This window comes from Actinotalea sp. JY-7876, assembly GCF_014042015.1.
In the GTDB taxonomy this organism is placed as follows: Bacteria; Actinomycetota; Actinomycetes; order Actinomycetales; family Cellulomonadaceae; genus Actinotalea.
Genome location: NZ_CP059493.1, coordinates 1,873,937 through 1,897,122 on the forward strand (window position 1 = coordinate 1,873,937; position 23,186 = coordinate 1,897,122).

22 protein-coding genes and 1 pseudogene are annotated in these 23,186 nt (G+C 74.4%); 16 read left to right on the top strand and 7 right to left on the bottom strand.

What is annotated here, in order from left to right; genetic code table 11:
* The first annotated feature begins 49 nt into the window (after positions 1–49).
* From H2O74_RS08780 to H2O74_RS08820, 9 genes are all read left to right on the top strand, one after another.
* Entirely contained in the window at positions 50–727 is a 678-nt protein-coding gene (locus H2O74_RS08780) for a DUF4232 domain-containing protein (protein ID WP_182111239.1), read from the top strand.
* A gap of 129 nt (positions 728–856) precedes the next feature.
* Positions 857–1,888: an ROK family protein gene (locus H2O74_RS08785; protein WP_182111240.1), complete on the top strand. Its 1,032-nt coding sequence runs from the start codon at positions 857–859 to the stop codon at positions 1,886–1,888.
* On the top strand, positions 1,881–2,834 hold the full coding sequence (locus H2O74_RS08790) for a carbohydrate ABC transporter permease (protein WP_182111241.1): 954 nt from the start codon (positions 1,881–1,883) through the stop codon (positions 2,832–2,834). Before H2O74_RS08785 ends, H2O74_RS08790 begins: the two co-directional genes overlap by 8 nt.
* Positions 2,831–3,655 carry a carbohydrate ABC transporter permease gene (locus H2O74_RS08795; protein ID WP_182111242.1) on the top strand — a complete coding sequence of 275 codons (825 nt, stop codon included), beginning with the start codon at positions 2,831–2,833 and terminating at the stop codon, positions 3,653–3,655. The genes H2O74_RS08790 and H2O74_RS08795 overlap by 4 nt, the downstream gene beginning before the upstream one ends.
* A gap of 100 nt (positions 3,656–3,755) precedes the next feature.
* A complete protein-coding gene (locus H2O74_RS08800) occupies positions 3,756–5,051 on the top strand; it encodes an ABC transporter substrate-binding protein (RefSeq protein WP_182111243.1) in 1,296 nt (431 codons plus the stop codon).
* Between the two features lie 102 nt (positions 5,052–5,153).
* On the top strand, positions 5,154–7,364 hold the full coding sequence (locus tag H2O74_RS08805; protein WP_182111244.1) for a family 78 glycoside hydrolase catalytic domain: 2,211 nt from the start codon (positions 5,154–5,156) through the stop codon (positions 7,362–7,364).
* Positions 7,361–8,947 carry a beta-N-acetylhexosaminidase gene (locus H2O74_RS08810; RefSeq protein ID WP_182111245.1) on the top strand — a complete coding sequence of 529 codons (1,587 nt, stop codon included), beginning with the start codon at positions 7,361–7,363 and terminating at the stop codon, positions 8,945–8,947. The genes H2O74_RS08805 and H2O74_RS08810 overlap by 4 nt, the downstream gene beginning before the upstream one ends.
* Before the next feature lie 73 nt (positions 8,948–9,020).
* Entirely contained in the window at positions 9,021–10,469 is a 1,449-nt protein-coding gene (locus H2O74_RS08815) for an L-fucose/L-arabinose isomerase family protein (RefSeq protein ID WP_182111246.1), read from the top strand.
* An 85-nt stretch (positions 10,470–10,554) separates the two neighbouring features.
* On the top strand, positions 10,555–11,235 hold the full coding sequence (locus tag H2O74_RS08820; RefSeq protein WP_182111247.1) for a GntR family transcriptional regulator: 681 nt from the start codon (positions 10,555–10,557) through the stop codon (positions 11,233–11,235).
* Between the two features lie 51 nt (positions 11,236–11,286).
* On the opposite strand, the gene H2O74_RS08825 is transcribed toward H2O74_RS08820, so the two are convergent.
* Together H2O74_RS08825 and H2O74_RS08830 are read right to left on the bottom strand one after the other, a co-directional pair.
* Complete coding sequence (locus tag H2O74_RS08825) at positions 11,287–12,204, bottom strand: NAD(P)-dependent oxidoreductase (RefSeq protein ID WP_182111248.1); 918 nt, start codon at positions 12,202–12,204, stop codon at positions 11,287–11,289.
* Positions 12,201–13,697 carry a lactate racemase domain-containing protein gene (locus tag H2O74_RS08830; protein WP_182111249.1) on the bottom strand — a complete coding sequence of 499 codons (1,497 nt, stop codon included), beginning with the start codon at positions 13,695–13,697 and terminating at the stop codon, positions 12,201–12,203. The genes H2O74_RS08825 and H2O74_RS08830 overlap by 4 nt, the downstream gene beginning before the upstream one ends.
* A gap of 90 nt (positions 13,698–13,787) precedes the next feature.
* Between H2O74_RS08830 and larE the strand changes: the two genes are divergently transcribed.
* Genes larE through H2O74_RS08850 form a run of 4 tightly spaced genes read left to right on the top strand, consistent with a single transcriptional unit; the run spans position 13,788 to position 16,924 of the window.
* Positions 13,788–14,708 (top strand): ATP-dependent sacrificial sulfur transferase LarE, encoded by a 921-nt coding sequence (gene larE / locus H2O74_RS08835; RefSeq protein WP_182111250.1) that lies wholly within the window; start codon positions 13,788–13,790, stop codon positions 14,706–14,708.
* Positions 14,695–16,200 carry a nickel pincer cofactor biosynthesis protein LarB gene (gene larB, locus H2O74_RS16905; RefSeq protein ID WP_182111251.1) on the top strand — a complete coding sequence of 502 codons (1,506 nt, stop codon included), beginning with the start codon at positions 14,695–14,697 and terminating at the stop codon, positions 16,198–16,200. Before larE ends, larB begins: the two co-directional genes overlap by 14 nt.
* Complete coding sequence (locus H2O74_RS08845) at positions 16,197–16,565, top strand: YidH family protein (RefSeq protein ID WP_182111252.1); 369 nt, start codon at positions 16,197–16,199, stop codon at positions 16,563–16,565. The genes larB and H2O74_RS08845 overlap by 4 nt, the downstream gene beginning before the upstream one ends.
* Positions 16,562–16,924: a DUF202 domain-containing protein gene (locus tag H2O74_RS08850; RefSeq protein ID WP_182111253.1), complete on the top strand. Its 363-nt coding sequence runs from the start codon at positions 16,562–16,564 to the stop codon at positions 16,922–16,924. The genes H2O74_RS08845 and H2O74_RS08850 overlap by 4 nt, the downstream gene beginning before the upstream one ends.
* Positions 16,925–16,954: 30 nt before the next feature.
* Here H2O74_RS08850 and H2O74_RS08855 read toward each other — a convergent pair whose 3' ends face one another.
* Positions 16,955–17,383, bottom strand: coding sequence for an OsmC family protein (locus tag H2O74_RS08855; protein ID WP_182111254.1), 429 nt, complete (start codon positions 17,381–17,383; stop codon positions 16,955–16,957).
* A gap of 147 nt (positions 17,384–17,530) precedes the next feature.
* Between H2O74_RS08855 and H2O74_RS08860 the strand changes: the two genes are divergently transcribed.
* Both H2O74_RS08860 and H2O74_RS08865 read left to right on the top strand, forming a co-directional pair.
* The gene (locus H2O74_RS08860) at positions 17,531–17,872 is read left to right on the top strand and encodes an S-adenosylmethionine decarboxylase (protein WP_220457938.1); all 342 of its coding nucleotides are present in this window, start codon (positions 17,531–17,533) and stop codon (positions 17,870–17,872) included.
* Positions 17,872–18,612: a hypothetical protein gene (locus tag H2O74_RS08865; protein WP_182111255.1), complete on the top strand. Its 741-nt coding sequence runs from the start codon at positions 17,872–17,874 to the stop codon at positions 18,610–18,612. The genes H2O74_RS08860 and H2O74_RS08865 overlap by 1 nt, the downstream gene beginning before the upstream one ends.
* A gap of 65 nt (positions 18,613–18,677) precedes the next feature.
* On the opposite strand, the gene H2O74_RS08870 is transcribed toward H2O74_RS08865, so the two are convergent.
* The gene (locus H2O74_RS08870; RefSeq protein ID WP_182111256.1) at positions 18,678–20,939 is read right to left on the bottom strand and encodes a bifunctional diguanylate cyclase/phosphodiesterase; all 2,262 of its coding nucleotides are present in this window, start codon (positions 20,937–20,939) and stop codon (positions 18,678–18,680) included.
* A 260-nt stretch (positions 20,940–21,199) separates the two neighbouring features.
* On the opposite strand from H2O74_RS08870, the gene H2O74_RS08875 reads away from it, so the two are divergent.
* Positions 21,200–21,418, top strand: a complete 219-nt coding sequence (locus H2O74_RS08875) for a hypothetical protein (RefSeq protein WP_182111257.1) — start codon at positions 21,200–21,202, stop codon at positions 21,416–21,418.
* Between the two features lie 56 nt (positions 21,419–21,474).
* On the opposite strand, the gene H2O74_RS08880 is transcribed toward H2O74_RS08875, so the two are convergent.
* The 3 genes and pseudogenes from H2O74_RS08880 to H2O74_RS16915 all read right to left on the bottom strand — a co-directional run.
* Positions 21,475–21,837, bottom strand: a complete 363-nt coding sequence (locus H2O74_RS08880; RefSeq protein WP_182111258.1) for an ATP-binding protein — start codon at positions 21,835–21,837, stop codon at positions 21,475–21,477.
* 86 nt (positions 21,838–21,923) lie between these two features.
* Positions 21,924–22,448, bottom strand: a complete 525-nt coding sequence (locus H2O74_RS16910) for an aldo/keto reductase (protein ID WP_370525712.1) — start codon at positions 22,446–22,448, stop codon at positions 21,924–21,926.
* A 110-nt stretch (positions 22,449–22,558) separates the two neighbouring features.
* Positions 22,559–23,146: pseudogene (locus H2O74_RS16915) on the bottom strand (aldo/keto reductase); the annotation flags it as partial.
* Between the last annotated feature and the right edge of the window lie 40 nt (positions 23,147–23,186).

Sequence of the window (23,186 nt, forward strand, 5' to 3'; positions counted from 1 at the left end):
CGGACGTCCGTGAGCTGGTTGCCGCGCTCGCCCGCCTATGCTCCGGATCGTGCGCCTGCGGCCGGTGACCCGACGCGCCGGGGGCGTCTGCGCCGCCGGCCTCGCGCTCGGCGCCCTCACGGGCTGCGGCCCGAGCGGCGACCCGCCCGCCCCCTCGGCACGGCCCCCCGCGACCGCGGCGCCACCCACCGAGGGCGACCTCCCGCCCGGGTGGGACGAGGCGCCGGACTCCCCCGTCGTCCCGGACCACGAGCTGTCGCAGGCGGACGTCGACGCGCTGCTCCGCGTCACAGCGACCGGACCGCAGGATGCGACCACCTGCGACGGCAACGCCGTCACGTACGAGCTGACCGGGTTCGACGCCGCGCTCGGCCACCGGTACGCGACGCTCGTCGTCACGAACACCGGCGAGGGCGCCTGCACCGTGTCGGGGTACGTCGGCCTGGGAGCGCGCGGGACGTGGGGCCACCGCCTCGAGCTGCTCGCCGAGCAGCGGGCCGCTGACGGCGGCGCCGCGACCCCCCGCCCGGTCGAGCTGCCTCCCGGCGGCTCGGCCCGCGCGGCACTCGAGTGGACCGGGGAGCTCGCGGGCGCCGAGTCGGAGCCCGTCTCCTCGCTCGCCGTCCAGCTGGCGCACGGACAGCCCGCGCGCCTCGTCACGGCGGTGGGCCTGGACATCGGCATGCTCACGACGGTCCGCATCGGCCCCCTGACGCCGGCGCCCTGACCCTCGCCCGGGCGGGCGCGCCCACGGTGGCCGCCCGCCCCGTCTCCCCGCCCGAGCGCCTGGCAGCCCGCGAGAGATCTCCCGGGAATCGCCTTCCCAAAGGATTGTTAGGGACCTATCCTTACCGACATGAAACATGTAGTTTCACGAAAGCCCTCGGCAGAGCCGCCGGAGGCCGGGGCCGGGGCGCCGGTCCGCGTCGGGGTCGACGTCGGGGGGACCAAGGTGCTCGCCGTGGTCCTCGACCCCCGGGGCACGATCGTCGGCCAGGCGCGACGCCCCACGGGGCACGGACCGGACGCCGTCGTCGAGAGCATCGTCGCGGCGGCGGTGGCCGCCCTGGAGCATGCCGGGACGCCCCTCGCCGCGGTCGCGTCGCTCGGCGTGGGCATGCCCGGCGCGGTCGACGCGGCGACCGGCGTGGTGCGCGACGCGGTCAACCTGGGGATCACTGCACTGGACCTCCGTGCGGTGCTCACCGAGCGCCTGGGCGCTCCGACGTACGTGGAGAACGACGTCAACGCCGCGGCCGTGGCCGCCTACGACGCCTTCGGCGGCGGCTGCCGCTGCGTGGCGTACCTCAACCTCGGCACGGGACTGGCCGCCGGGTTCGTGCTGGACGGCGCGCTGTGGCGAGGGGCCACGGGCGTCGCCGGGGAGATCGGCCACCTCGTCGTCGACCCGGCCGGCGCGCCGTGCGCGTGCGGACTGCGCGGCTGCCTGGAGACGGTCGCCTCAGGACTCGCGATCGCGCGGTCGTGGCCGGTCGCCGGCGACCACCCCGCGGCGCTCATGCTGGCAGCCGCGGCGCGGGGCGACGCCGCGGCGGCAGCCGCCGCCCGGAGCTTTGCTTCCGGGGTCCTGGCCGCTGCTCGGCTCGTCGTCCTGACCGTGGACGCGGAGCTCGTGCTGCTCGGCGGCGGTCTCGCGAACCTCGGCGCACCGCTTCTGCAGCTGCTGACGCAGCTCGACGCGCAGGAGTCGGCGGCGTCGCCGTTCGCGGCGTCGCTGGCGCTGTCCGCGCGCATCCGCCTGGTGCCGCCCGACTACCCGGTCGCGGCGCTCGGAGCTGCCCGGCTGGGTGGCTCGGACGCGGCACCGCCCCTCGGTTCGGCAGCAGCCCCCGACCAGGCCGGCGAGCGTGGGTGGGCCCGTGTCTGAGCCCGGCACCGCCGCGACCCGGCGTCGCGCGACGCGCCCTGCGCCGACCCCCACGGAGCCGCACCGCCCTCGGCGCGGCCGCCGACGGGGCTCCTACGTCCCGTGGTGGTTCGCCGCCCCCGCGATCGTCCTCTTCCTGGCGCTGACCGTCCGCGCCAGCATCGAGGGCGTCTCCATCTCCTTCACCGACTGGAACGGCCTCAGCCCGGAGCGCGAGTTCGTCGGGCTGGACAACTTCGTCTCGATCTTCACCGCGCCCGACGGGCTGGGGGCCGTCACCCGGACCTTCATCATCGCCTTCGCGCTGGTCGTCATCCAGAACGTGGCCGGCATGCTGCTCGCGCTGGCCCTGAACACGAAGATCAAGTCCCGGCTCGTCCTGCGGACCGTCTTCTTCGCCCCCGCGGTCCTCTCGCCCGTCGTGCTCGGGTACACGTTCAAGTACATCGTCGCGCCCGACGGGCCGGTCAACGAGGTCCTGGCGGTCGTGGGCGTCGACACGCCGCCCAACTGGCTCGGCACCCCGAGCCTCGGGCTGGCCGTGATCATCTTCGTGATCGCCTGGCAGTCCGTCGGCTCGACCATGGTGATCTACCTGGCGGGGCTGCAGGGCGTCCCGCCGGACGTCCTCGAGGCCGCGAGCCTCGACGGTGCAGGCCCCGTGCGCACCTTCTTCAGCGTCACCCTGCCGTACCTGTCCCACGCCGTGACGATCAACATGGTCCTGACCATGATCGCCGGTCTCCGCGTCTTCGACGAGGTGTACGTCCTGACCGGCGGGGGGCCCGCGAACCAGACCCAGACGATCTCCACCCTCCTGGTCCAGGAGGCGTTCAAGTTCGGCAACTACGGCTACGGCGCGGCCCTGGCCGTGGTCCTCAGCGTCGTCATCGCCGTCCTCACGGCCATCCAGTTCACCCTGCTCCGGAGGCAGCGAAGCGCATGAGATCCCGCTACACGTTCCGCACCGGCGTCCTCGAGGCCGTCATGATCGTGGTCGCGCTGCTCTTCGCGGTGCCGTTCTACCTCCTGGTCAACGTGGCGTTCCGGCAGGAGGGGACCACGAGCTCCGCGCTCGAGCCCAGCGTCCCGCCATCGTTCGACGGCGTCGTCACGGCGTGGGTCGACGGCGGCCTCGCCAAGGCCCTGGTGACCAGCATCCTCGTCACCGTCGTGAGCAGCGTGATCGTCATCGCCGTCTCGGCGATGGCGAGCTACTACCTCGTGCGCGGCACCGGCTGGTTCTCTAGCGCCTGGTCCGTCGTCTTCCTCGGCGGCCTCATGCTCCCGCTCCAGCTCGCCGCCCTGCCCCTCTACACGATGATCCGCGACCTGGGACTGATCGGGTCGCCGTGGGGCCTCGTCGTCGTCTACTCCTCGATCTACCTGCCCTTCTCCATCTTCCTGTACACGCTCTTCCTGCGGGCGCTGCCCGGCGAGTTCGAGGAGTCGGCGCAGATCGAGGGCTGCGGCCCCTTCCAGACCTTCCGGTACGTGGTCTTCCCGCTGCTGCGGCCGATCACCCTCACCATCGCGATCCTCAACGGCATCGCCATGTACAACGACTTCTTCACCCCCCTGCTCTACCTGGCCGGCAGCGGGGAGCAGACCGTGACGGTCGCGATCACGTCCTTCGTGGGCGAGTACGTCACGGAGTGGCAGGTCGTGTTCTCCGGCCTGCTCCTCGCCTCCATCCCCGTCCTGATCGCCTTCGCGCTGCTGCAGAAGCAGGTCATCGGCGGGTTCGCGGGCGGGCTCAAGGGCTAGGACCTCGCATCCCCCCGCCCGGGCAGAACGTGACGCACGGGGACGGCAGAGCGACCGCGACCACCGGACGGTGGCGCGGAGACAACGAAAGGACACTGCAATGGAGCACCGCAGGCTGGCCCCGCTCGTCGTGGCCGCACTGGCACTGATGTCCCTGACGGCGTGCAGCTCGGCCGCGGAGGAGCCCGAGGCACCGGAGACCGGCGGCGGGTCCGAGGGCGGCGAGGTCAGCGGCGAGCTGTCCTTCCTCTCGCCGTGGACCAAGGTGCAGACCGAGCCCCTGATCGCCGCGTTCGAGGAGTCGCACGAGGGCACGACCGTCAACGTCACGTACGTCGCGGGCAACGAGAACGCGCAGCAGCTGCTCTCGACGCAGCTGTCCGCCGGCAACGCCCCCGACGTGCTCTACCTCAACCCGGGGGCCGGCTCGCCGACCTCGGTGGGCGTCCTGGCCGAGAACGGCTATCTCGCCGACCTCTCCGACGCCCCGTGGGCGGACCAGCTCGAGGAGCCGTACCGGTCCTTCCTCAGCTACGAGGACAAGGTCTACGGCTTCCCCTCCACGGCCTTCGGCATCGGCGCCATCTACAACCAGACGGCGATGGAGGCGGCGGGCCTGACGCCGCCGACCACCTGGAGCGAGGTGCTCGACTTCTGCGCCGACGCCCAGGACGCCGGCCTGCCGGCCTACGTGCTCGGCGCGAACATGGCGTGGATCTCGCAGCTGATCCCGTACGCGCTCGCCTCGACGCTGGTCGACAGCAAGGACCCCGAGTTCGAGGCCGGCGTGGGCACGGAGAACGACTTCACGGACAGCGAGTGGGTCACGGTCATGGAGAAGTACGGCGAGATGATCGACGCCGGCTGCTTCCAGCAGAACCCGACCGGCACGGACGGTCCGGCGTCCTACGTCATGCTCGGCAAGGGCGAGGCCCTCGCGGCGGTCCAGGTCGGCGCGCTTCTCTCGGAGATCCAGAAGAACGCCGAGGAGGGCACGGTCTTCGAGATGGTCCCCCTGCCCGCGACGGACGACCCCGACGAGACGACGCTCCCCGCGTCGCTCAGCTCCACCATGGGCGTCAACGCCGACGCGAAGAACCCCGAGCTCGCCATGGCGTTCGTGAACTGGATGAGCGAGGTCGAGCAGCTCTCGATGCTGGCCGAGCTGCAGGCCGGCGCGGTGCCGACCATCGGCGCGGAGAACTTCGAGGCGCCCGTCGAGGTGGCGGTCTTCCAGCAGTTCCAGGCCGAGGGCCGCACCACGCCGGCGCCCGACGTGTCGTGGCCCAACCCCGAGGTCCAGGCAGCCCTCCAGGCGGGCGCGCAGGGGATGCTCGTTGGCTCGTCGACCGCTGAGTCGGTGACCGCCGACATGCAGGCGGCGGCGCAGAAGTAGCCGCGGAAGCAGGCCGGGCCGGTGGGCGTCGCACGCGTGGCGCCCACCGGACGACCCTGCCGCGGCGACCGCCGCGGCGCACCAGCGAGGAGAGGTTCGGCGATGGCGTTCACCCAGGAGCTCGGCGAGTGGATCACCGAGGCCCGCCACCACGAGGACGGCACGGGCCTGCCGGTCCTGGGGACCGTCGTCGAGATCGGCGACGACGTCGTCGCGGCGCACCTCGCGGTCGCGTGCCTCGGCGTCTTCCGGGCGCGGGTCAACGGCGAGGACGTCGGCGACGCGGCGCTCCAGCCGGGGTACACCGACTACCGGCGCCGCGTCGAGGTGGTCGAGCACGACGTCCTGGCTCACCTGCGGCCGGGGGCGAACACCGTGCGGCTCGACCTCGCCGGCGGCATGTACCGCTCCGTGCGCACGGACGACCGGTGGACGAAGGTCGAGCAGGACCTCGGCGACGTCGCCGCGGCTGCGCAGCTCCGCCTCGTGCACGCCGACGGCAGCCGCAGGACCGTCACGACCGACGCGACCTGGGGCGCGGTGCCCGGTGCGACGACTGTCTCGAACTGGGTAGGCGGCGAGGACTACGACGCCGCCCTCGAGCCCGACGACTCCCCCGCGGGCATCCGCGCGTGGCAGTCCGCCGTGCCCGCCCGGGTTCCCGACGGCGTGGTGGCCGTCGCGCAGCGCAGCCTGCCCGTGCGGGTCGTCGAGCACGTGCCCGCTGTCGCCGTCACCGAACCCGCGCCCGGGACGTACGTGGTCGACTTCGGCGTCAACGTCGCGGGGTGGCCGAGCCTGTCCCTGCCCGCGGCCGCCGAGGTCCGGCTCCGGCCCGCCGAGCTCCTGCTCCCCGACGGCTCCGTCGACGTGCGCACGCAGGGGTGGGGGCCCGTCTACCACCGCGTGCGCACGGCGGCCGAGCCCGCGACCTGGCGACCGCTCGGCATGTACAACGGCCTGCGCTACCTCGAGGTCACGGGTCTGGCGCAGGCTCCGAAGCCGCAGGACGTCAGCGTGCTGGTCCTGGCGGCCGACGCGCCGGCCTCGGGCTCGCTGAGCACCTCCAACGCGCAGATCGACGCGATCGAGCGGATCACGCGCCGGGCGATCCGCTCGAACATGTTCTCGGTGATGACCGACTGCCCGCAGCGCGAGAAGCTGGGGTACATCGAGCAGGTGCACCTGGTCTTCGACGTGCTGGTCCGGACCTACGCCGTGCGCCCGATCCTCGACCACACCGTCGACCTCGTCGTCGAGGCGCAGCGCCCGGACGGCAGCATCGGCCTCTACGTCCCCGAGTGGCACGAGTTCCCCGACCCGTGGCGCGGCGACCCGAACTGGGGCGGCGCCGTCGTGCTCCTGCCCTGGGCCCTGCACCGCGAGTTCGGTGACACCGAGGTGCTCCACCGGGCGTTCGGGGCGATGGACGCGTACCTGGAGTACCTGTGGTCGGCCACCGTCGACGGGCTCCTCCTGGAAGGGCTCGGCGACTTCAACGGTGCGTCGGTCAAGAAGTTCCGCTACGTGCCCCTGGTCTCCACCGCGACGCTGGTCAAGCTGCTCACCGTCGCGGCCCAGGTCGCCGACGTGGTGGACCGGCCGGAACGCGCCGGGCTCTGGCGCGAGCGGGCCGCGACGGGGGCTGCGCGGTTCCACGCCGAGTTCGCCCGCGCGGACGGTGGCTTCGGTGAGGGCTCGATCGCGGAGGAGATCCTCGTGCTCGACGCCGGCCTCGTCACCGAGGCGGAGCACGACGCGCTGCTCGACCGCATCGAGCGGCGCATCGTGGCCGACGGCTACTACCTCGACGTCGGCGAGGTCGCGATGGCGGCGCTGGTCCGGCACCTGGGGGCGGGCGGGCGGCACGAGACGCTGTTCGCCACGACGCAGGTCTCCGACCGGCCCAGCTATGGGTACATGCTCAAGCACGGCGCCACCAGCCTCACCGAGACCTGGGACGGGCCGACCTTCGGGTTCAGCCAGAACCACTTCATGAACGGCGCGATCGTGTCCTGGCTGTCCGAGCACGTGGTGGGGATCCGTCGCGACGGCGACGAGCCGGGCTTCACCCGGGCCCTCATCCAGCCCGCGCCCTGCGGCGACCTCCGGCACGCGTCCGGGCACTACGACTCGCCCGCGGGGACCATCCGGGCCGCCTGGCGGGTCACCGACGGGGCGATCACGGTCAGCGGTGAGCTGCCGCCGGGGCTGCCCGGCCGCGTCGTGATGCCGTCCGGGGCCGCGCACGACCTCGGGGCCGGGAAGTTCGCCGTCGCGGAGCCGTACCCCACCGGGAGCGTGACGCGATGAGCCTGGTCCCGTGGCCGACCCGCGTCGAGCCGGCGCCGGGGCGGCTCGAGGTCGCCGCCCTGTCTCCCGACGCCTCCTGGGACGAGCACTGGTCCGGACGGTGCGCGGACCTGCCCGCCCTCGCCGACCTGCCCCTGCGGGGCGACGGCCTCCCGCTCCGGCTGGTCCCCCGCGAGTCCGGCACGACCGACGGGCTCCCGGCGCTGCCCCCGCTGGGGCCGGACGGCGAGGTCGCCGACGAGCGGTACCGGCTGCGGGTGGACCGCACCGGCGTCGAGGTGCACGCGGCCGGACCCGAGGGAGCCTTCCGGGCGCTGACCACCCTGCGGCAGCTGCTCGCCGCGGCCGGCGGCGTCGACGGCATCGCCCGCCCGGACGTCGCCGAGATCCAGGACGGGCCTCGCTACGGCTGGCGCGGGCTGTCGCTCGACGTCGTGCGCACGTTCTTCACCGTGGCCGAGGTGATGGCGGTCATCGACCTCATGACGCTCTACAAGCTCAACGTGCTGCACCTGCACCTGACCGACGACCAGGGCTGGCGCCTCGAGGTGCCCGGCCGCCCCGAGCTGACGCGGACGAGCGCCGGCACGGCCTACGCGGGCCGCCCGGGCGGCTTCTACTCCACGGCGGAGCTGCGCGAGATCGTCCGGTACGCGGCCGACCGGTTCGTGCGCGTGGTGCCGGAGGTCGACATCCCCGGGCACAGCGGCGCCGTCCTGCGGGCCTACCCCCACCTGGGGCGCGGCCACGGCGAGCCGGGCGGGTACGCCTCCCACCTGCACCTCGACCACCGGCAGCCGGAGACGTTCGTCTTCCTCCAGCAGGTCGTCGATACCCTGGTCGACCTGACCCCGGGCCCGTACCTCCACCTCGGTGGGGACGAGGCCTTCGGGATGGGCGCCGAAGAGTACGCCACGTTCTGGTCGCGCTTCACCGCCGAGGTCGACCTCCGAGGGCGGCGCCTGGTCGGCTGGCAGGAGCTGTCGCGGGGCGGCCTCGGGGGCGACCCGCTGCTGCAGCACTGGCGCGACAGCTCCCGGACCGATGCCGAGGGCACGGCCGAGATGCGCCGCGCGCTCGGGCTCCCGGACGCGGCGCAGCTCGCCCTGCTCGTCGCCGCCGGGCGGGCCGACGTCGACCGCATGCGGCGGGACGGCAACCGGGTGATCGTCTCGCCCGCCACGGTCGCGTACCTCGACCGGCCGTACGCCGACGTGTCCACGGACCCGGAGGATGTCGCCCTGCGCGACGCCCTCGGCCTGCGCCTGTACGAGCCGATGACCGTCGAGGAGTACTACGCGTGGGACCCGGCGACGGTCGTGCCGGACCTGCCCGCCGACCAGGTCGTCGGCGTGGAGGCGGCCATGTGGACCGAGACCGTCGCCTCCGTGGCGGAGCTGCAGTTCATGCTGCTCCCCCGCCTCGCCGGGGTCGCCGAGAAGGCGTGGTCGACCGCGCCGCGCCCCTGGCAGGACTTCCGTGGGCGCCTGGCCGGGCAGGTGCCGCTGTGGGAGGCGCAGGGATGGCGCTACTTCCGGGCGGCCTCGGTGTGGCCCGACCCGCCCGTCGGACCCGCTCGATGAACTTCGCGCCGAGGAACGGGACCGTGACCCTGCCGAGCGCACCGTCACCCGCCGCAGCACCACGAGGAGCCGCATGACCACCGCACCGCTCGACGAGCTCGTCCCGTTCCGCCGGCGTCGGCCCCGCATCGGCCTCGTGTCCGGCGGTCTCGGCACCTACTGGCCGCAGTTCCCGGGACTGCTCCCCCAGCTGCAGCAGTCCGCCCGGTACGTCGCCGAGCGCTTCGAGGGCCTCGACGTCGACGTCGTCGACGCGGGGTTCGTCTCCGACGCGCAGGAGGGCGCGGCCGCGGCCGAGACGCTCCGCGTGGCGGACTGCGACCTGATCGTCCTCTTCCTCACCACCTACCTCACGTCCTCGATGGTGCTGCCGGTCGCCCAGCGCAGCGGTGCGCCGGTGCTGGTCATCGACCTGCAGCCGACCGAGGCCATGGACCACGCGACCTTCGACACCGGGCAGTGGCTGGCCTACTGCAGCCAGTGCTCGGTGCCCGAGGTCGGCAACGTCTTCCGGCGGGCGGGGATCGAATTCCGCTCCGTGTCCGGCCACCTGCGCAGCGAGCGCGCGTGGACCCGCATCGACCGCTGGGTCCGCGCGGCCGGCGTCCGCGCGCGCCTGCGCACCGCGCGCCACGGCCTGCTCGGCCACCTCTACCCCGGGATGCTCGACGTCGCGACCGACCTCACGCTCCTGCCCACCCAGCTCGGCTCGCACGTCGAGGTGCTCGAGATCGACGACCTGCGGGTGCGGGTCGCGCAGGTGCGCGACGACGAGCTCGCGGCGCGCCTCCGGCTGGCCCACGAGCTGTTCGAGCTGGACGCCTCCGTCGACCCGGTGGATCTGGAGTGGGCGGCACGGGTCTCCGTCGGGCTCGACCGGCTGGTCGCCGACTTCGACCTCGACTCCCTGGCCTACTACCACCGGGGCCTCGAGGGCGAGCAGCACGAGCGGCTCGGCGCCGGCATGATCCTCGGCGCCTCGCTCCTGACCGCGCGCGGCATCCCCGCCGCCGGGGAGTACGAGCTGCGCACCAGCGTCGCCATGCTCGCGACCCAGGCGCTCGGCGCGGGCGGGTCGTTCACCGAGATCCAGGCGCTCAACTTCCACGACGACGTCGTCGAGATGGGGCACGACGGGCCGGCGCACCTGGCCGTGAGCGCGCAGCAGCCGCTGCTGCGCGGGCTCGGGGTCTTCCACGGCAAGCGGGGCTGGGGCGTGTCGGTCGAGTTCGACGTCCGACCGGGTCCGGTGACGACAGTCGGCCTGGGCCAGGAGCGCGACGGCCGGCTCACCTTCCTCACGAGCGAGGGCGAGGTCGTGCCGGGCCCGCTGCTGGCGATCGGGAACACGACGTCGCGCGTGGCCTTCGGGTGCGACCCCGGCGAGTGGGTCGACGCGTGGAGCGCCTCCGGCGTCGGGCACCACTGGGCGCTCGCGCTCGGTCACCGGTCGGCCGACGTTGCCGCCGTGGCGAGCCTCCTGGGCGTCGAGCACCGCCACGTGAGCGGCGGCGCGCACTGATGCGGGGGCCGGTTCGTCCTGCGGGGCGCCCGCTAGTGTCGTGCTCACCAGCCCGCACAGCCACCGAGACAGGACGTGCCCGGCGATGAGCTCCCTCACCCCTCTCCCGCAGGTGGCCCGCGTGGCGGACACCGTCTACGCCACGCTGCGCGGCGCCATCCTCGAGGGCGGCCTCGCCCCCGGGAGCCGGCTCAGCGTGCCCCAGCTCGCCCAGCAGCTCGCGGTGAGCCGGAGCCCCGTGCGCGAGGCGGTCCAGCGCCTCGTGCAGGACGGTCTGGCGACCGAGGAGCCGCACCGCGGCGCGGTCGTCGCCGTGCTGGACCCGTCCGAGCTGCTGCCGCTCTACGAGGTGCGCGAGGTGCTCGAGGGACTGTCCGCGCGTCTCGCGGCCGAGCGCGGCACCCCCGAGGAGATCGAGACCCTGCGCGAGGCGTACGACCGCCACGCGGAGGCGCTCGCCGGGGGCGCCTCGGACCAGCACGTCCCGCTCGACCTCGCGTTCCACGCCGCGCTGCGGGCGGCGGCGCACAACAGCGAGCTCCATACGTCGCTCGACCGGGTCCAGGGCAAGATCGCGGTCGCCATGCTCGGCGGCGACCCGGCGAACTGGTCGCATCAGGCGATCAAGGAGCACCACGCCATCCTGCAGGCGGTCGTCGACCGGCGACCGGACGAGGCGGAGCAGGCGGCGCGGGCGCACATCGTGCGTATCCGGCACGACATCGCAGCCCGGTTCGCCGTCCCGGACCGTCCGGCCGGGACCTAGGCCGGTCGGCGCGGGTCGGACCGACGCCGCGCCGACCGACGACGGACGAGCTCAGTGCCGCCTCGCGGTGCGGCCCGTGATCTCCTCGAGCACCCTCAGCACCGCGATCGAGTCCTCGTGCCCGTGCCCCGCGGCCAGCGCCATGGTGTTGAGGTGCTGGGCCGCCGGGCCGACGGCGAGCGGCACGCCGAGGCTGTCGGCGAGACGGAGCGCGAGGCCGTTGTCCTTGTGCATCAGGTGCAGCGAGAACGTCGGGCTGAAGTCGCCCGCCACCGCGCGCGGCGCGACGTCTCGGAAGAGCCCGCTCACCGACGCCGCCCCGGAGTCCAGTAGCGTGTCCACGAACATGCCAGGGTCGACGCCCGCCGCCTCGGCCAGGAGCAGCACCTCCGCCGTGGCGGCGTTGATGGTGCCGAGCATGAGGTTGTTGAGCAGCTTGATCGTCTGTCCCGCACCGACCGGGCCGGCGAGCAGGATCCGTGCCGCCACGGGCGCGAGAGCCCGTCGCGCCGTCTCCAGGACGTCCTCGTCCCCGCCGACCGCCAGCGTCCAGCGGCCCACCGCCTCGGGCCGCCCGAGGACCGGGCAGTCGGCGTAGCGGCCGCCCGCCGCGCGGAGCAGCTCGTCGCTGCGCCGCGCGGTGGCGGGGTCGATCGTGCTCGTGTCGAGGACCGTCGGGGCGGGCCGCCGCGACGCCGCGACCTGCGCGACGACGTCGGCGACGACGTCCGGCGTCGGCAGCGAGAGCACGACCACGTCGCAGCGGTCCACGAGGTCGGCGAGGTCCTGCGCCAGCGCGACGCCGGCGGTGGCGGCACGGTCGCGCGCCCCCGGATCCGGGTCGTAGGCGAGAACGCCGTCCAGGACGCGGGCGATGGGCAGCCCCATCGCCCCGAGTCCGACCACGCCGACGCGGGCGCCGCCGGCGGTGCCCGCCGGTCGGGTTGCACCGCCGGTGGGTGTGGTCATGACGCGGGTCCTCTCGTGTCGGTGGTCGGCACATCATGGCGGGATGCCTGGGCGAGGGCCTCCGGACCGTCCTTGAGGCACAGGTGCACGGCCGCCGTCCGGAAGGCGCGGGGCAGCGCGAGGACCCGCGGCTGCGGGCCGACGTACTTGCGCTTCGCGTCCGCGAGGGCCTCCTCGAACGTCGCCCGGGTCTTCATCCCCATGCCTCGCGCGTACCCCGGCTCGCGCGCGCCCACGAGGTACACGGCCGACGTGTTCATCTCGGCGATGTGACCGGAACTGATCATCGAGAACCCGTGGAACGGGTGGAACCCGTAGCCGAAGCGGTAGCGGCGGATCAGCTCCGCGTCGGTAGCCAGCAGCTCCGCGTAGGCGTTGACGTCGGGGAGCTGCTGGTTGCCGTTCGTCTGGAACATGTCGTAGATCGCGCGGTAGCCCGTGAACAGCTCGTCGTGGAACCAGCCGTCGCAGATCGAGGACGCGATGATGACGCAGTTGTCGGCCAGGACGCGCTTGTGCCGCACGACCTGGGCCGAGATGGCCTGCATGATCATGAGCGGGTTGGTGCCCATGCCGTCGCCGTAGTGGAACGACTGCGGCAGGCCGAACACCATCACGTCGTACTTCTGCTCGGCGAACGGCACGAAGGTCCGCCGGTCCGCGACGGGCCACGACGCGCGTTGCACGCTCTCCGCGTCGCCCGCGTGCACCGCGATCTGCCGCGCGCGCGTGTCCAGCACCGCGTCGACGCAGAAGAGCCTGCGTCCCATCCGCTCCTCGATGTGGCGCCCGATCTGCTCGAACTTGCTGCGCATCAGCGAGCGATGGCTCACGGGCGTGAAGTCCGGCCGGTGCATGACCTTGGGGACGTGGTGCGCGGCGATGCAGCGCCAGTGGGTGATGCCCGTCGCGATGTGCTTGTACGCACCGGAGTAGCCGCCGTACGGGTTGCCGAGGGTGTGCCCGATCATCACGACGACGTCGGCTTCGAACACGGCACGGTTCACGATGACCGGGTCCCCCTGGGCCGTGCGGCCGAGGTCGACGAGGTTCGCCTCGTCCTCGCTGTCGTGGTTGACGAGGCGGCCGCCGGAGAACTCGGCGTAGAGGTCCGGGCCGAGGATGCCCCGCAGCTCCGCCTCGGTGTTCTTGGCGTGCAGCCCGTTGGAGCACAGCAGCAGGATGTCGCCGGGCGCCACCCCGGCCGCCTCCAGCTCGTCGAGCACGAGGCGGATCGCGACGCGCCGGTGCGAGGTCGCGTGCTCCCCTCCCTTCACGCGGTCGGGGAAGACGATGACGACGCGCGAGCCGGGACCCGCCTGCTCGCCGATCGGCGGGAGACCCAGCGGCGCGCGCAGGGCGGCGCGGGTGGCACCGATCGGGTCCGGGAGGAACGCCGGGTCCGCGACGGTCTCCCCCGGCACGAACACGTCGGTGTCGTCCGGCAGCTCCGCCGTCATGGTCCCGTGGCCGTACTCGAGGTCGACCTTCATGCGGGCTCCTTCGGCAGTCTGTGCATGTTGCATGCAGTATCCTCTACGGAACGGTGCCCGGGCACCAGGCAGGAGGATGACGTGGTCCGCATGGCCCCACCCGCCGCCCGCGGCGACCTCGCCGCGCGCGAGCCGGAGGAGACCTCCGCGGAGGCGGTCGAGCAGCGGATCGTCACCGCGCTGGCCCGCACCGGTGCCGACGGCCGACCCGCGTTCTCCCCCGGTTCCCCCCTCGGCGTCGCGTACTCCGGGGGCGTCGACTCCGCGGTCGTGGTCGCCGTCGCCGCACGTGCCTTCGGCGCGGGGGCGGTGCGCGCGCTGCTCGGCGTCTCGCCGTCGCTGGCGCGGCGTGAGCGCACGCTCGCGCACGCCACCGCGGCAGGGCTCGGGGTGCAGGTCGTCGAGGTCCCCACCCACGAGATGGCCAACCCGGCGTACCGCGCCAACGCGGCCGACCGCTGCTTCCACTGCAAGGACGAGCTCTTCACACGCATCGACGACGACCTCGTCGCGCGCCTGCGTCTGGCCGCCGTCGCCTACGGCGAGAACGCGGACGACGTGCTGCGGCCCGACCGACCCGGGTCGCGCGCCGCGAGCGCCCACGCCGTGCTGCGGCCGCTCGCTGATGCCGGCGTGACGAAGGCGGAGGTGCGCGCGGTTGCGCGCCGCCTGGGCCTGACGGTCGCCGAGAAGCCGGCCGCGCCCTGCCTCGCCTCGCGGATCCCGCACGGCGTCGAGGTCACTCCCGAGCGCCTGCGGCAGGCGGAGGCGGCCGAGGACGCCGTGCTGCGGCTCGGTTTCGCCGACTGCCGCGTGCGCCATCACGGGGAGGTCGCGCGCATCGAGGTCCCCGCCGCGGACCTCGGACGACTCGTCGCGCCCGACGTGCGAGGCGAGCTGGTCGCGGCGGTGCGCGCGGTCGGATTCCGGTTCGTCACCGTCGACCTGGCCGGTATCCAGTCCGGCGCCTTCACCCTGCCCCTGGTCGAGGTCAGCCGTGGACCGCGATGACCTGAGCGGCGTGGCCCACCTCGACCACGACCGCCTCCGGCGCCGCGGCTACCCGGAGGCCGTCCTCGCCGACGCCAAGACACCGGAGCAGCTCGGCAGGATCGCGCGCGCCCTGCGCGAGCGCGGCCCCGACCGCCTCCCGACGGTCTTCACACGGGTCGACGACGCACGGGCCGCCGCCGTGCTCGCCGAGCTGCCCGACGCGCGGTACGAGCCCGTGCCCCGCCTGGTGATCTGGCCGGCGGCACCGCCCGAGGTCAGCGGCGGCCTCGTGGTCGTGGCGTGCGCGGGCACCTCGGACCTCCCTGTCGCGACGGAGGCGGCGCTCGTCGCCTCGTCCTCGGGCCGACCGACCGAGCTGGTCGTGGACATCGGCGTCGCCGGCCTGCACCGGGTGCTGGACCGGCTCGAGCTGCTGCGCTCAGCCGCCGCGATCGTCGTCGTTGCGGGGATGGACGGCGCCCTGCCCGGCGTGATCGCGGGACTGGTCAGCGCCCCCGTGGTGGCCGTCCCGACGTCGGTCGGCTACGGCGCCGCCTTCGGCGGTCTCGCGCCCCTGCTCACCATGCTCACGTCGTGCGCGCCGGGCGTCGCGGTCGTCAACATCGACAACGGGTACGGCGCGGGCCACCTCGCCGCGCAGATCGCGGCGCCCGCGACACCACCGGCCGCCGCTGCACCGGACACCGCGGCACCGGACACGGCCGTGGGCCGGACGCTGTGGCTCGACGCCTCCGCGGGGATCGCGGGCGACATGCTGCTCGGCGCCCTGCTGGACGCGGGCGCACCGCTCGCGTCGGTGCAGGCGGCGGTCGACGCCGTCACCCCCGGCTCCGTCCGGCTCTCCGTGCGGCCGGTGACACGCGGCGGCCAGCGTGCGACGAAGGTCGACGTCGACGTGCTCGTGCCGGACCCGCCCCACCGCACCTGGGCCGCCGTCGAGGAGCACCTCGAGGCGGCACCGCTGCACGCCGAGACCCGCGCCCTCGCGTCGGCCGTCTTCCGGCGGCTCGCCGAGGCGGAGGGTCACGTCCACGGCGTCGACCCGGCGTCGGTGCACTTCCACGAGGTCGGGGCCCTGGACGCGATCGCGGACGTGGTCGGGACCTGCGAGGCGCTGCGCCTGCTCGGCGTCACCGAGGTCGTCGGCACGCCCGTGGCGGTGGGCAGCGGCCACGTGGACGGCGCCCACGGCCGCATGCCGGTGCCCGTGCCGGCCGTGGCGCAGCTGGCCCTCGGCTGGCCGACCACCTCCGGGGACCTGGCGAGACCCCCGGGCGACCACGAGGGGTCCGGCGGCGGCGCACTGGGCGAGCTCGCGACACCGACCGGGATGGCCCTGCTGCGCGCGCTTGCCCCCGGCTGGGGGCCGGTGCCCACCATGGTCACGGTCGCCGTGGGCGTCGGCGCCGGCACCCGGGACCCCGCAGGCCGTGCCAACGTCGTCCGCGCGGTCCTCGGGCACCGGGGAGCACCGGCGGCCGCACGGTGAGCGGCCCGGAACGCCGGTTCCCCCGCGCCGTGTACGGCGGTGGGAGGGAGCCGGACGTCCGCTTCTCCCTGGCCAACGAACGCACGTTCCTGGCCTGGATCCGGACCTCCCTCGCCCTGCTGGCCGTCGGCATCGCCCTCGAGGCCCTGCCCCTGCCGATGGAGCCGGGGCTGCGCCGGGCGGCCGCGCTCCTCTTCCTCGCGATGGGCGCCGCGACACCGGTGCAGGCGTGGTTCGGGTGGGTGCGCGTCGAGCGGGCGATCCGCCACGACCGGCCCCTGCCCGCGTCGCTCCTCGCCGCACCGCTCACGGTCGGGATCCTGCTGGCCGTGGCGCTGCTCGGCGTCGGCGTCCTCGTCGCGTGAGGGGCGGCGCGCGGCACGTCCCCTTCGACCCGGGGCTGCAGCCCGAGCGGACCGCGCTGGCGTGGCGGCGCACGTCGCTCACCCTCATGGTCGGACCCCTGGTCGCCGTGCGGCTGCTGGCTCCGGAGCTCCGGGCCTCCGCCGTGGTCGTCGCGGCCCTCGGAGCCCTCGGCGGGTTCGCCCTGGCCGTCGGCGCGGCACGTCGGGACCGGCGCACCAGCGCCGCCCTCAGCGGCGTCGCCGGCTCCCCGGGCCTGCCCGGGGCGGGCCTACCCGGGGCGGGCCTCCTGCTGCTGCTCGCGACGGTGACCGCCGGGTGCGGGGCGGGCGTCGTCGTGCTCGTGCTGCTCGCCGGGTAGGCGCGAGCCCTCCGCAGCCTCAGGGCGGCGTCACGCCCCCGCGAGCCGCACCGTCACCGGTGTGCCCGCCTCGATCGTTCGCGACACCGTGCAGGTGCGATCGTGCGACGTCGCCAGGGCGCGCGGCAGGATCGCGCGCGCCGCGTCCCCTGCCTCGCCCTCGGGGAACGTGACCGTGAACGTCACCCGGACGTCCGTGAGGCGGTTGCCGGTCTCGTCGCGCACCTTGAGCGCCTCGACGTCGGCCGTGAACGTCTCGGGCGTCGCCCGGCGAGCCGTCACGGCGTCGACGTCGACGGCGCTGCACCCGGCGACCGCCGCGAGGAGCAGCTCCACGGGCGTGAAGTCCGTCCCGTCGCCGCCGCCCATCCGCACGACGCCGCCGCGGTCGTTGCTCGCGACGTACACCCCCTGGCCCTCGCGCCGGAGGGACACGTGGCGTCGACTCTGCTCGCTCATCGGACGATCGTCCCACTCGCGGCGCACCGACATGACCCCACGTGACAGAGCAGCGATGACAAGGGCCGTTCGGGTGACGACGAAACCGGGCGATGATCACCGACCGCCCGATACTCGGAGCACATCCACCCCGACCGAGGAGTCACAGTGCTCGACCTTGCCCCCACCATCTGCCGCCAGCGTCTCGTCGTCGAGGGCCTGTGCCGCGAGCCGATCACGGCGGAGGCCATCTCCGCGTACCTCTCGCGGCTCTCGAAGGAGATCGACATGGTCGCCCTCATGGAGCCGGCGACGCACCAGTCGCCGCTGTACGGCTGGGCCGGGTGGATCCACTGGGAGACGTCCGGCGCGCACTTCTACGCCTGGGACGAGCCCGACCTGTTCTTCAGCGTCGACATCTACGCCTGCAAGCCGTTCTCCGTCGACGCCGTCGTGACCTACACCCGCGAGTTCTTCGACGCGACGACGGTCGTCCACAAGGAGTTCTGATGGCACCGCACCTGGCGCTCCACTTCGACGTCACCGGCGACCTGCGGGAGTCGGCGCTCGCGTGCGAGGCCGAGGTCTTCTCCGCCTGGTACGGCAACACCCGCGAGGAGCTCGACCTGGAGTACGGCCCGTACGACGACGACTCGGCGTTCCTCGTCCTCGCGGCCGACGACGACGTGATCGGCGCGGTCCGGCTCCTGGCCCCGGGGGGCGCCGCGGGCCTCAAGACGCTCGTCGAGCTCGACCGCGAGCCCTGGGGGGTCGACGGGAGGCGTGCGGCCGCCGCGGCCGGGCTCGACCTGTCGACGACCTGGGAGATCGCTACCCTGGGCGTGCGCCGCGACACCAAGGCCCTGAGCCAGCACCTCGGGGTGGCGCTCTACCACGGGCTGATCAACGTGTGCCGCGCCAACGGCATGTCCGCCTACGTCGCCGTGCTCGACGAGCGCGTCCGGCGCATGCTGACCGCGGTCGGCCTGACGAGCCGCGCCCTGCCCGGCACCCGCACCGCGCCGTACCTCGGCTCGGCGGCGAGCACCCCGGTCTACACGATGTGCGCCTCGACGCTCGACGCCCAGCGGCGCGATCTGCCCGACGCGTACCGGCTCGTCACGCTCGGCGTCGGGCTCGACGGCGTCGACGTGCCGCCGCTGACCGAGTTCCGGCTGCGGCGCGACCGTTCGGCGTCGCCGGAGCGGGCCCTGCTCGACCCGCTCACCGCGGAGCCGCTCATGGCGTGACCCACCGCGGCCCGACGCCGTCGTCGCGTCGGGCCCGCGGGGCCGACGCGACCACGGCGACGCCCTCAGCGGTCCGCCTGGCCCCACGGGTGCGGGACGGCGGTCGCCGCCGCGTCCCACTCGCGCACCCAGCGCTCCACGTCGGCGGCGGGCATCGGACGGGCGATGTGGTAGCCCTGCAGGACGTCGACGCCGATCGGGAGGAGCTGCGCGGCGGCCTGCTCGTCCTCGACACCCTCGGCGACCAGGCGCATGCCGAGCGCGCGGGCCATCTGCGTCGTCGACTGGACGATCATGCGGCTGCGCTCGTCCGTCGCGACCGCCCGCACGAAGGAGCGGTCCATCTTGAGCTCCTGCACCGGGAGGTCCCGCAGGTACGCCAGGGACGAGAAGCCCGTGCCGTAGTCGTCGATCGAGACCTGGACGCCGTGCGTGCGCAGCTCGTGCAGCGCGGCACGGGCCCGCTCCGGGTCCGCCAGGAACGAGTCCTCGGTGACCTCCACGATGAGGCGGTCCGACGGCAGGCCCGACGCCGCGAGCGCGGAGAACAGCCGCGGCAGCAGCTGGCCCCCGACCAGCTCTGGCGGCGCCCAGTTCATCGCGACGCGCATACCGAGGCCGGCCGCGTACCAGCGCTGGGCGTCCGCGATGACCCGGCGCATCACCGTCTCGGTGAGGGCGGGCATGAGACCCGACCGGCGGGCGTCGGGCAGGAACGAGACCGGGAGCAGCAGCCCCTCGGTCGGGTGGGACCACCGCACGAGCGCCTCCACCGCGACCACCTGCCGCGTCCGGGCGTCCACCTGGGGCTGGTACCAGACCACGAGCTCGTCGCCCGCGAGCCCGGAGCGCAGCGCCTCGCCCTGGCGCAGCCGGTGCGCCGCGACACCGTCCTGCGAGGAGTCGAACAGCAGGACGCCGCACGCGGTCTGCTTCGCCTCGTACATCGCGATGTCCGCCCGGCGGAGCAGCTCGGTGGCCGAGCCGCCGTCCGGCTCGTGCACGGCGATGCCCACCGACGCGTCGAGCGTGAGATCCATCGCGTCGACGCGCAGCGGCGCCTGGATGGCGCCCCGCACCCGTTCCCCCACCTCGAACAGCGCGAGCACGTCGTCGCACGGGGCAAGGACGGCGAACTCGTCACCGCCGAGGCGGGCGACCATCAACCGGGGGTCGAGCGCTGCGCGCAGCCGGTCGGCGAGCGTGACGAGCACGTCGTCGCCCACCGCGTGCCCCAGGCTGTCGTTGATGTCCTTGAAGGCGTCGACGTCGAGCAGCATCACCCCGACGGGACGACCCTGCTCGAGCGCCTCGTCGGCGGCGGCCAGCAGCGCCCGCCGGTTGGGCAGGCCCGTGAGCTCGTCGGTGAGCGAGAGCCGCAGGGCCTCGGCGGCGCCCTGCGCCTCGCGCAGGGCCAGGACCGTGCGGGCGCCGGCGCAGACGAGCGTGGCGATCGCGAAGCTCTTGAGGCACCACCCGACGAGGCCCGCCGGGTTCAGCACCAGTACCGCCACCGCCAGCGCGGCGCCGGCCAGCATGAGGTGCCCGGTGGCCGGCCGCGGCGACGTCGTGACCGTCGCCACCCGGCGTGTCGCGGCGGCACCGACCACCAGGCCGAAGCTCGCCCCCCACAGGGCGGCGGTCGCCAGGCTGGTCGTGTACGTCCGGGTGGACATGATGGCCACGATGAACGTGCTGTCGGCGACGGCCAGGCCCAGGAAGCCGGCGATGAGCCCGACGGTCGCCCGCGACCACTCCCGCTGCCGCAGGAGCACCTGGGCCAGCGTCAGCGCCGCGAGGAGCACGTTGATCAGCGGGAACAGGATCGCGAGCAGGAGCGAGAGGTCGGCCGCGGCGAACACGCCGGAGAGCGGCGTCAGGACGACGAACGCGGCGAGGCAGACGCTGGCGCCGCACACGACGGCGGCCTCGAGCCAGATCGCCGCCGTCGTGGTCGGACGGTGCCGCGCGTCGAGCAGGAGGAAGGCGGCCATCCCGAGGTACGAGGCCAGGCAGAGCACCTCGCCCGGGGCCGGGAAGGTCACCTCGGCCACCGTCTGGACGGCGCTCACCGTCGCGCTCCCGACCGCCCACGTCGCGACGGCCACGCCGAGGAACCCGAGCGCCGGGCGTCGGTGCGGGTCCCGCCGCGCGGCGACGGCCAGCCGCGCGAGCAGGACCAGGAAGAACACGGTCAGCGTGACGACGAGGGCCGTGCGGGTCGGCGCGTCGGCGTCCGTCCCCGGCAGCACGAGCGTGACGCCGGCGCCGAGCGCCAGGATGAGCCAGGGCAGCGTGGCCGGCAGCCTGCCGACGCGTGCGCTCATCTCGTCCCCGTCCGGTCGCTCGAGCGCCCGTCGACGGTCACGGCGTCCCGGGTGCGGTCCCATGTGCTCTGATGCATCGCCGGACTATCGGACGCCCACAACCTGATCTTGAGGGGTCCGGGACGTCGCGCACGTCACAGCGCGGGTGAAGAACTGTCACGGCCCGTGCGACCGCAGACGTGTACACGGACCGGAGTCCGTGCCAGGCTGGCGGTGGTACGGCGGGGCGGGCACCCGCCGTCGTGGGGACGGGGGAACCCATGCGTGACCTGACGAGGATGGGGACGACCGAGCTGCGCGAGCTGGTCCGCGACGCCGCGACGACGCGGATGTGGGCGGTGTCGGGCATCGAGCGACAGCGCGCGGGCGACCGGCTGCTGGCGGCGCTCGACGAGCTCGAACGACGACGCGGGGTGCTGCTCAGCCGCACGACGCACCTGTCGCGCGTGCGACACACGCGCGCCGCCCGGGGCGCCTGAGCGCGCGCGCCAGGCGGCAGCGCGTCCGGCGGCGAGAGGCACGGGCGGTCGGAGGGCTAGAGGCTGACCTCGAACCACACCGTCTTGCCGTCGGGGTCCCGGTCCACGCCCCAGCGCCGCGAGAGCCGGTCGATGAGCATCACGCCACGGCCGCCGTGGGCGGTCACCTGCACCTCGCGCCGCACCGGCAGGCGCGTGCTCTGGTCGTGGACGCCGACCCGCAGCACGCCGTCGTGGGCCAGCACGTCGACGCTGACCTCGCCGTCGGACGGCCCGTGGACGACCGCGTTGGCCACCGCCTCGGACGTCAGCAGCGCCACGATCCGCAGCGCGTGGCCCGACGCGCCCGCCTCCTGCGCCTCACGCGTGACGGCGCGGCGCGACCGCGAGATCCACGCGGGGTCGGCAGGGAACCTCACGGGACTCCCCTCAGCGTTCCGGGCCGCGGTGGCAGCGAGAGACGGCGTCGGGTGTCAGCGTCACCCACGCGACGGGCGCGCGCATCTCAGCGCCCCCAGCCGGCGTCGAGCCACGCGTGCGGCGGGGGCAGGAGACCGTCGAGGTCGTCGAAGAGCGCGTCGGGCAGCTCGACCGACGCGGCCGCGACCGTCTGCGCCACCCGGGCGGGGCGGCTCATGCCCACCACTGTCGCGTCGACGCGGGGCTCGCGCAGCGAGAACTGCAGGGCCGCGGTCGCCAGGTCGGTGCCGTGATCGCGGCAGACCCGATCCATGGCGTCGACCGCCGCCACCACCTCGGGCGGCGCGGTGCGGTAGCCGTACCGGGCGGGCCCCTCGCCGGTGACGCCCGTCGCCAGGATGCCGCCGCCGTGCACGGCGGCGTTCACCACGCCCATCCCCCGCTCGGCGGCGGCGTCCAGGAGGGGTCCGGCGCTGCGGTCGACGAGCGTCCAGCGGTTGTGCACCAGGAGGACGTCGAAGACGCCGAGGTCGAGGTACCGCGCCATCTCGGGGACGGGACCGCCGGCCAGGCCGATCGCGCCGACCTCCCCGGCGTCGCGCAGGGCCACGAGAGTCTCCAGGGCACCCCCGGGGCCGTGATCTCGGCGAAGGGGAAGTTCTCCGGGTCGTGCAGGTGGACCAGCGGCAGCGTCTCGACGCCGAGGCGCGCCCTGCTCTCGGCGACCGACGTCCGCACCCGGTCGCCCGAGTAGTCGCGGCCTGACGGGTCCACCTTGGTCGCCAGGAGCATGTCGGGCGGCAGCCCGCCCGCCTCGGCGATCGCCCGCCCGATCCGGCGTTCGCTCTCGCCGCCGCTGTAGCCGTTGGCCGTGTCGAGGAAGCGGATCGGGCTCGCGAGGACGGCCCGCACGGTCGCGACCCCCTCGTCGGCCGGCACGTCGCGACCGAACAGGTTCGGCATGCTGCCCAGTGGCCCGCCGCCCGCCCCGACGGCCGAGACGGTCAGGCCGGTGCGCCCCAGGGTCCGGAGCCAGGGTCGGCCGGAGGGCGCCGGGCGGGGCCCGCTCGCCGGTGTGCCGGGTCCGTGAGGGGAGGTGGGCGTCGGCACGGGGGCTCCTGGGCTCGGCGGGGGCTGCCGCACCCAAGGATGCCCCGACCGGCCCGCGCCCGCAGGTCGGGCGCGCCCGGGTCCCTCCGCCAGGTCGGGCGACAGCCACCGGATGCGCCTCACGCCTCGTGGCGCGATGGTGGAGCGACCGTTCCGCGCACAGCCCTCCGGAGGTGGCGCCGTGACCCCGTCGACCATCGCGACACGACCCGCGGCGTGCGCCGCCACGGCACGCCCG

Coding starts and splice junctions, on each gene's coding strand:
- H2O74_RS08865 (WP_182111255.1), top strand. CDS start 17,872: ATGGCACCGCACCTGGCGCTCCACTTCGACGTCACCGGCGACCTGCGG.
- H2O74_RS08785 (WP_182111240.1), top strand. CDS start 857: ATGAAACATGTAGTTTCACGAAAGCCCTCGGCAGAGCCGCCGGAGGCC.
- H2O74_RS08805 (WP_182111244.1), top strand. CDS start 5,154: ATGGCGTTCACCCAGGAGCTCGGCGAGTGGATCACCGAGGCCCGCCAC.
- H2O74_RS08800 (WP_182111243.1), top strand. CDS start 3,756: ATGGAGCACCGCAGGCTGGCCCCGCTCGTCGTGGCCGCACTGGCACTG.
- H2O74_RS08815 (WP_182111246.1), top strand. CDS start 9,021: ATGACCACCGCACCGCTCGACGAGCTCGTCCCGTTCCGCCGGCGTCGG.
- H2O74_RS08795 (WP_182111242.1), top strand. CDS start 2,831: ATGAGATCCCGCTACACGTTCCGCACCGGCGTCCTCGAGGCCGTCATG.
- H2O74_RS08855 (WP_182111254.1), bottom strand. CDS start 17,383: ATGAGCGAGCAGAGTCGACGCCACGTGTCCCTCCGGCGCGAGGGCCAG.
- H2O74_RS08825 (WP_182111248.1), bottom strand. CDS start 12,204: ATGACCACACCCACCGGCGGTGCAACCCGACCGGCGGGCACCGCCGGC.
- H2O74_RS08875 (WP_182111257.1), top strand. CDS start 21,200: ATGCGTGACCTGACGAGGATGGGGACGACCGAGCTGCGCGAGCTGGTC.
- H2O74_RS08830 (WP_182111249.1), bottom strand. CDS start 13,697: ATGAAGGTCGACCTCGAGTACGGCCACGGGACCATGACGGCGGAGCTG.
- H2O74_RS08820 (WP_182111247.1), top strand. CDS start 10,555: ATGAGCTCCCTCACCCCTCTCCCGCAGGTGGCCCGCGTGGCGGACACC.
- H2O74_RS08810 (WP_182111245.1), top strand. CDS start 7,361: ATGAGCCTGGTCCCGTGGCCGACCCGCGTCGAGCCGGCGCCGGGGCGG.
- larE (WP_182111250.1), top strand. CDS start 13,788: ATGGCCCCACCCGCCGCCCGCGGCGACCTCGCCGCGCGCGAGCCGGAG.
- H2O74_RS08870 (WP_182111256.1), bottom strand. CDS start 20,939: ATGAGCGCACGCGTCGGCAGGCTGCCGGCCACGCTGCCCTGGCTCATC.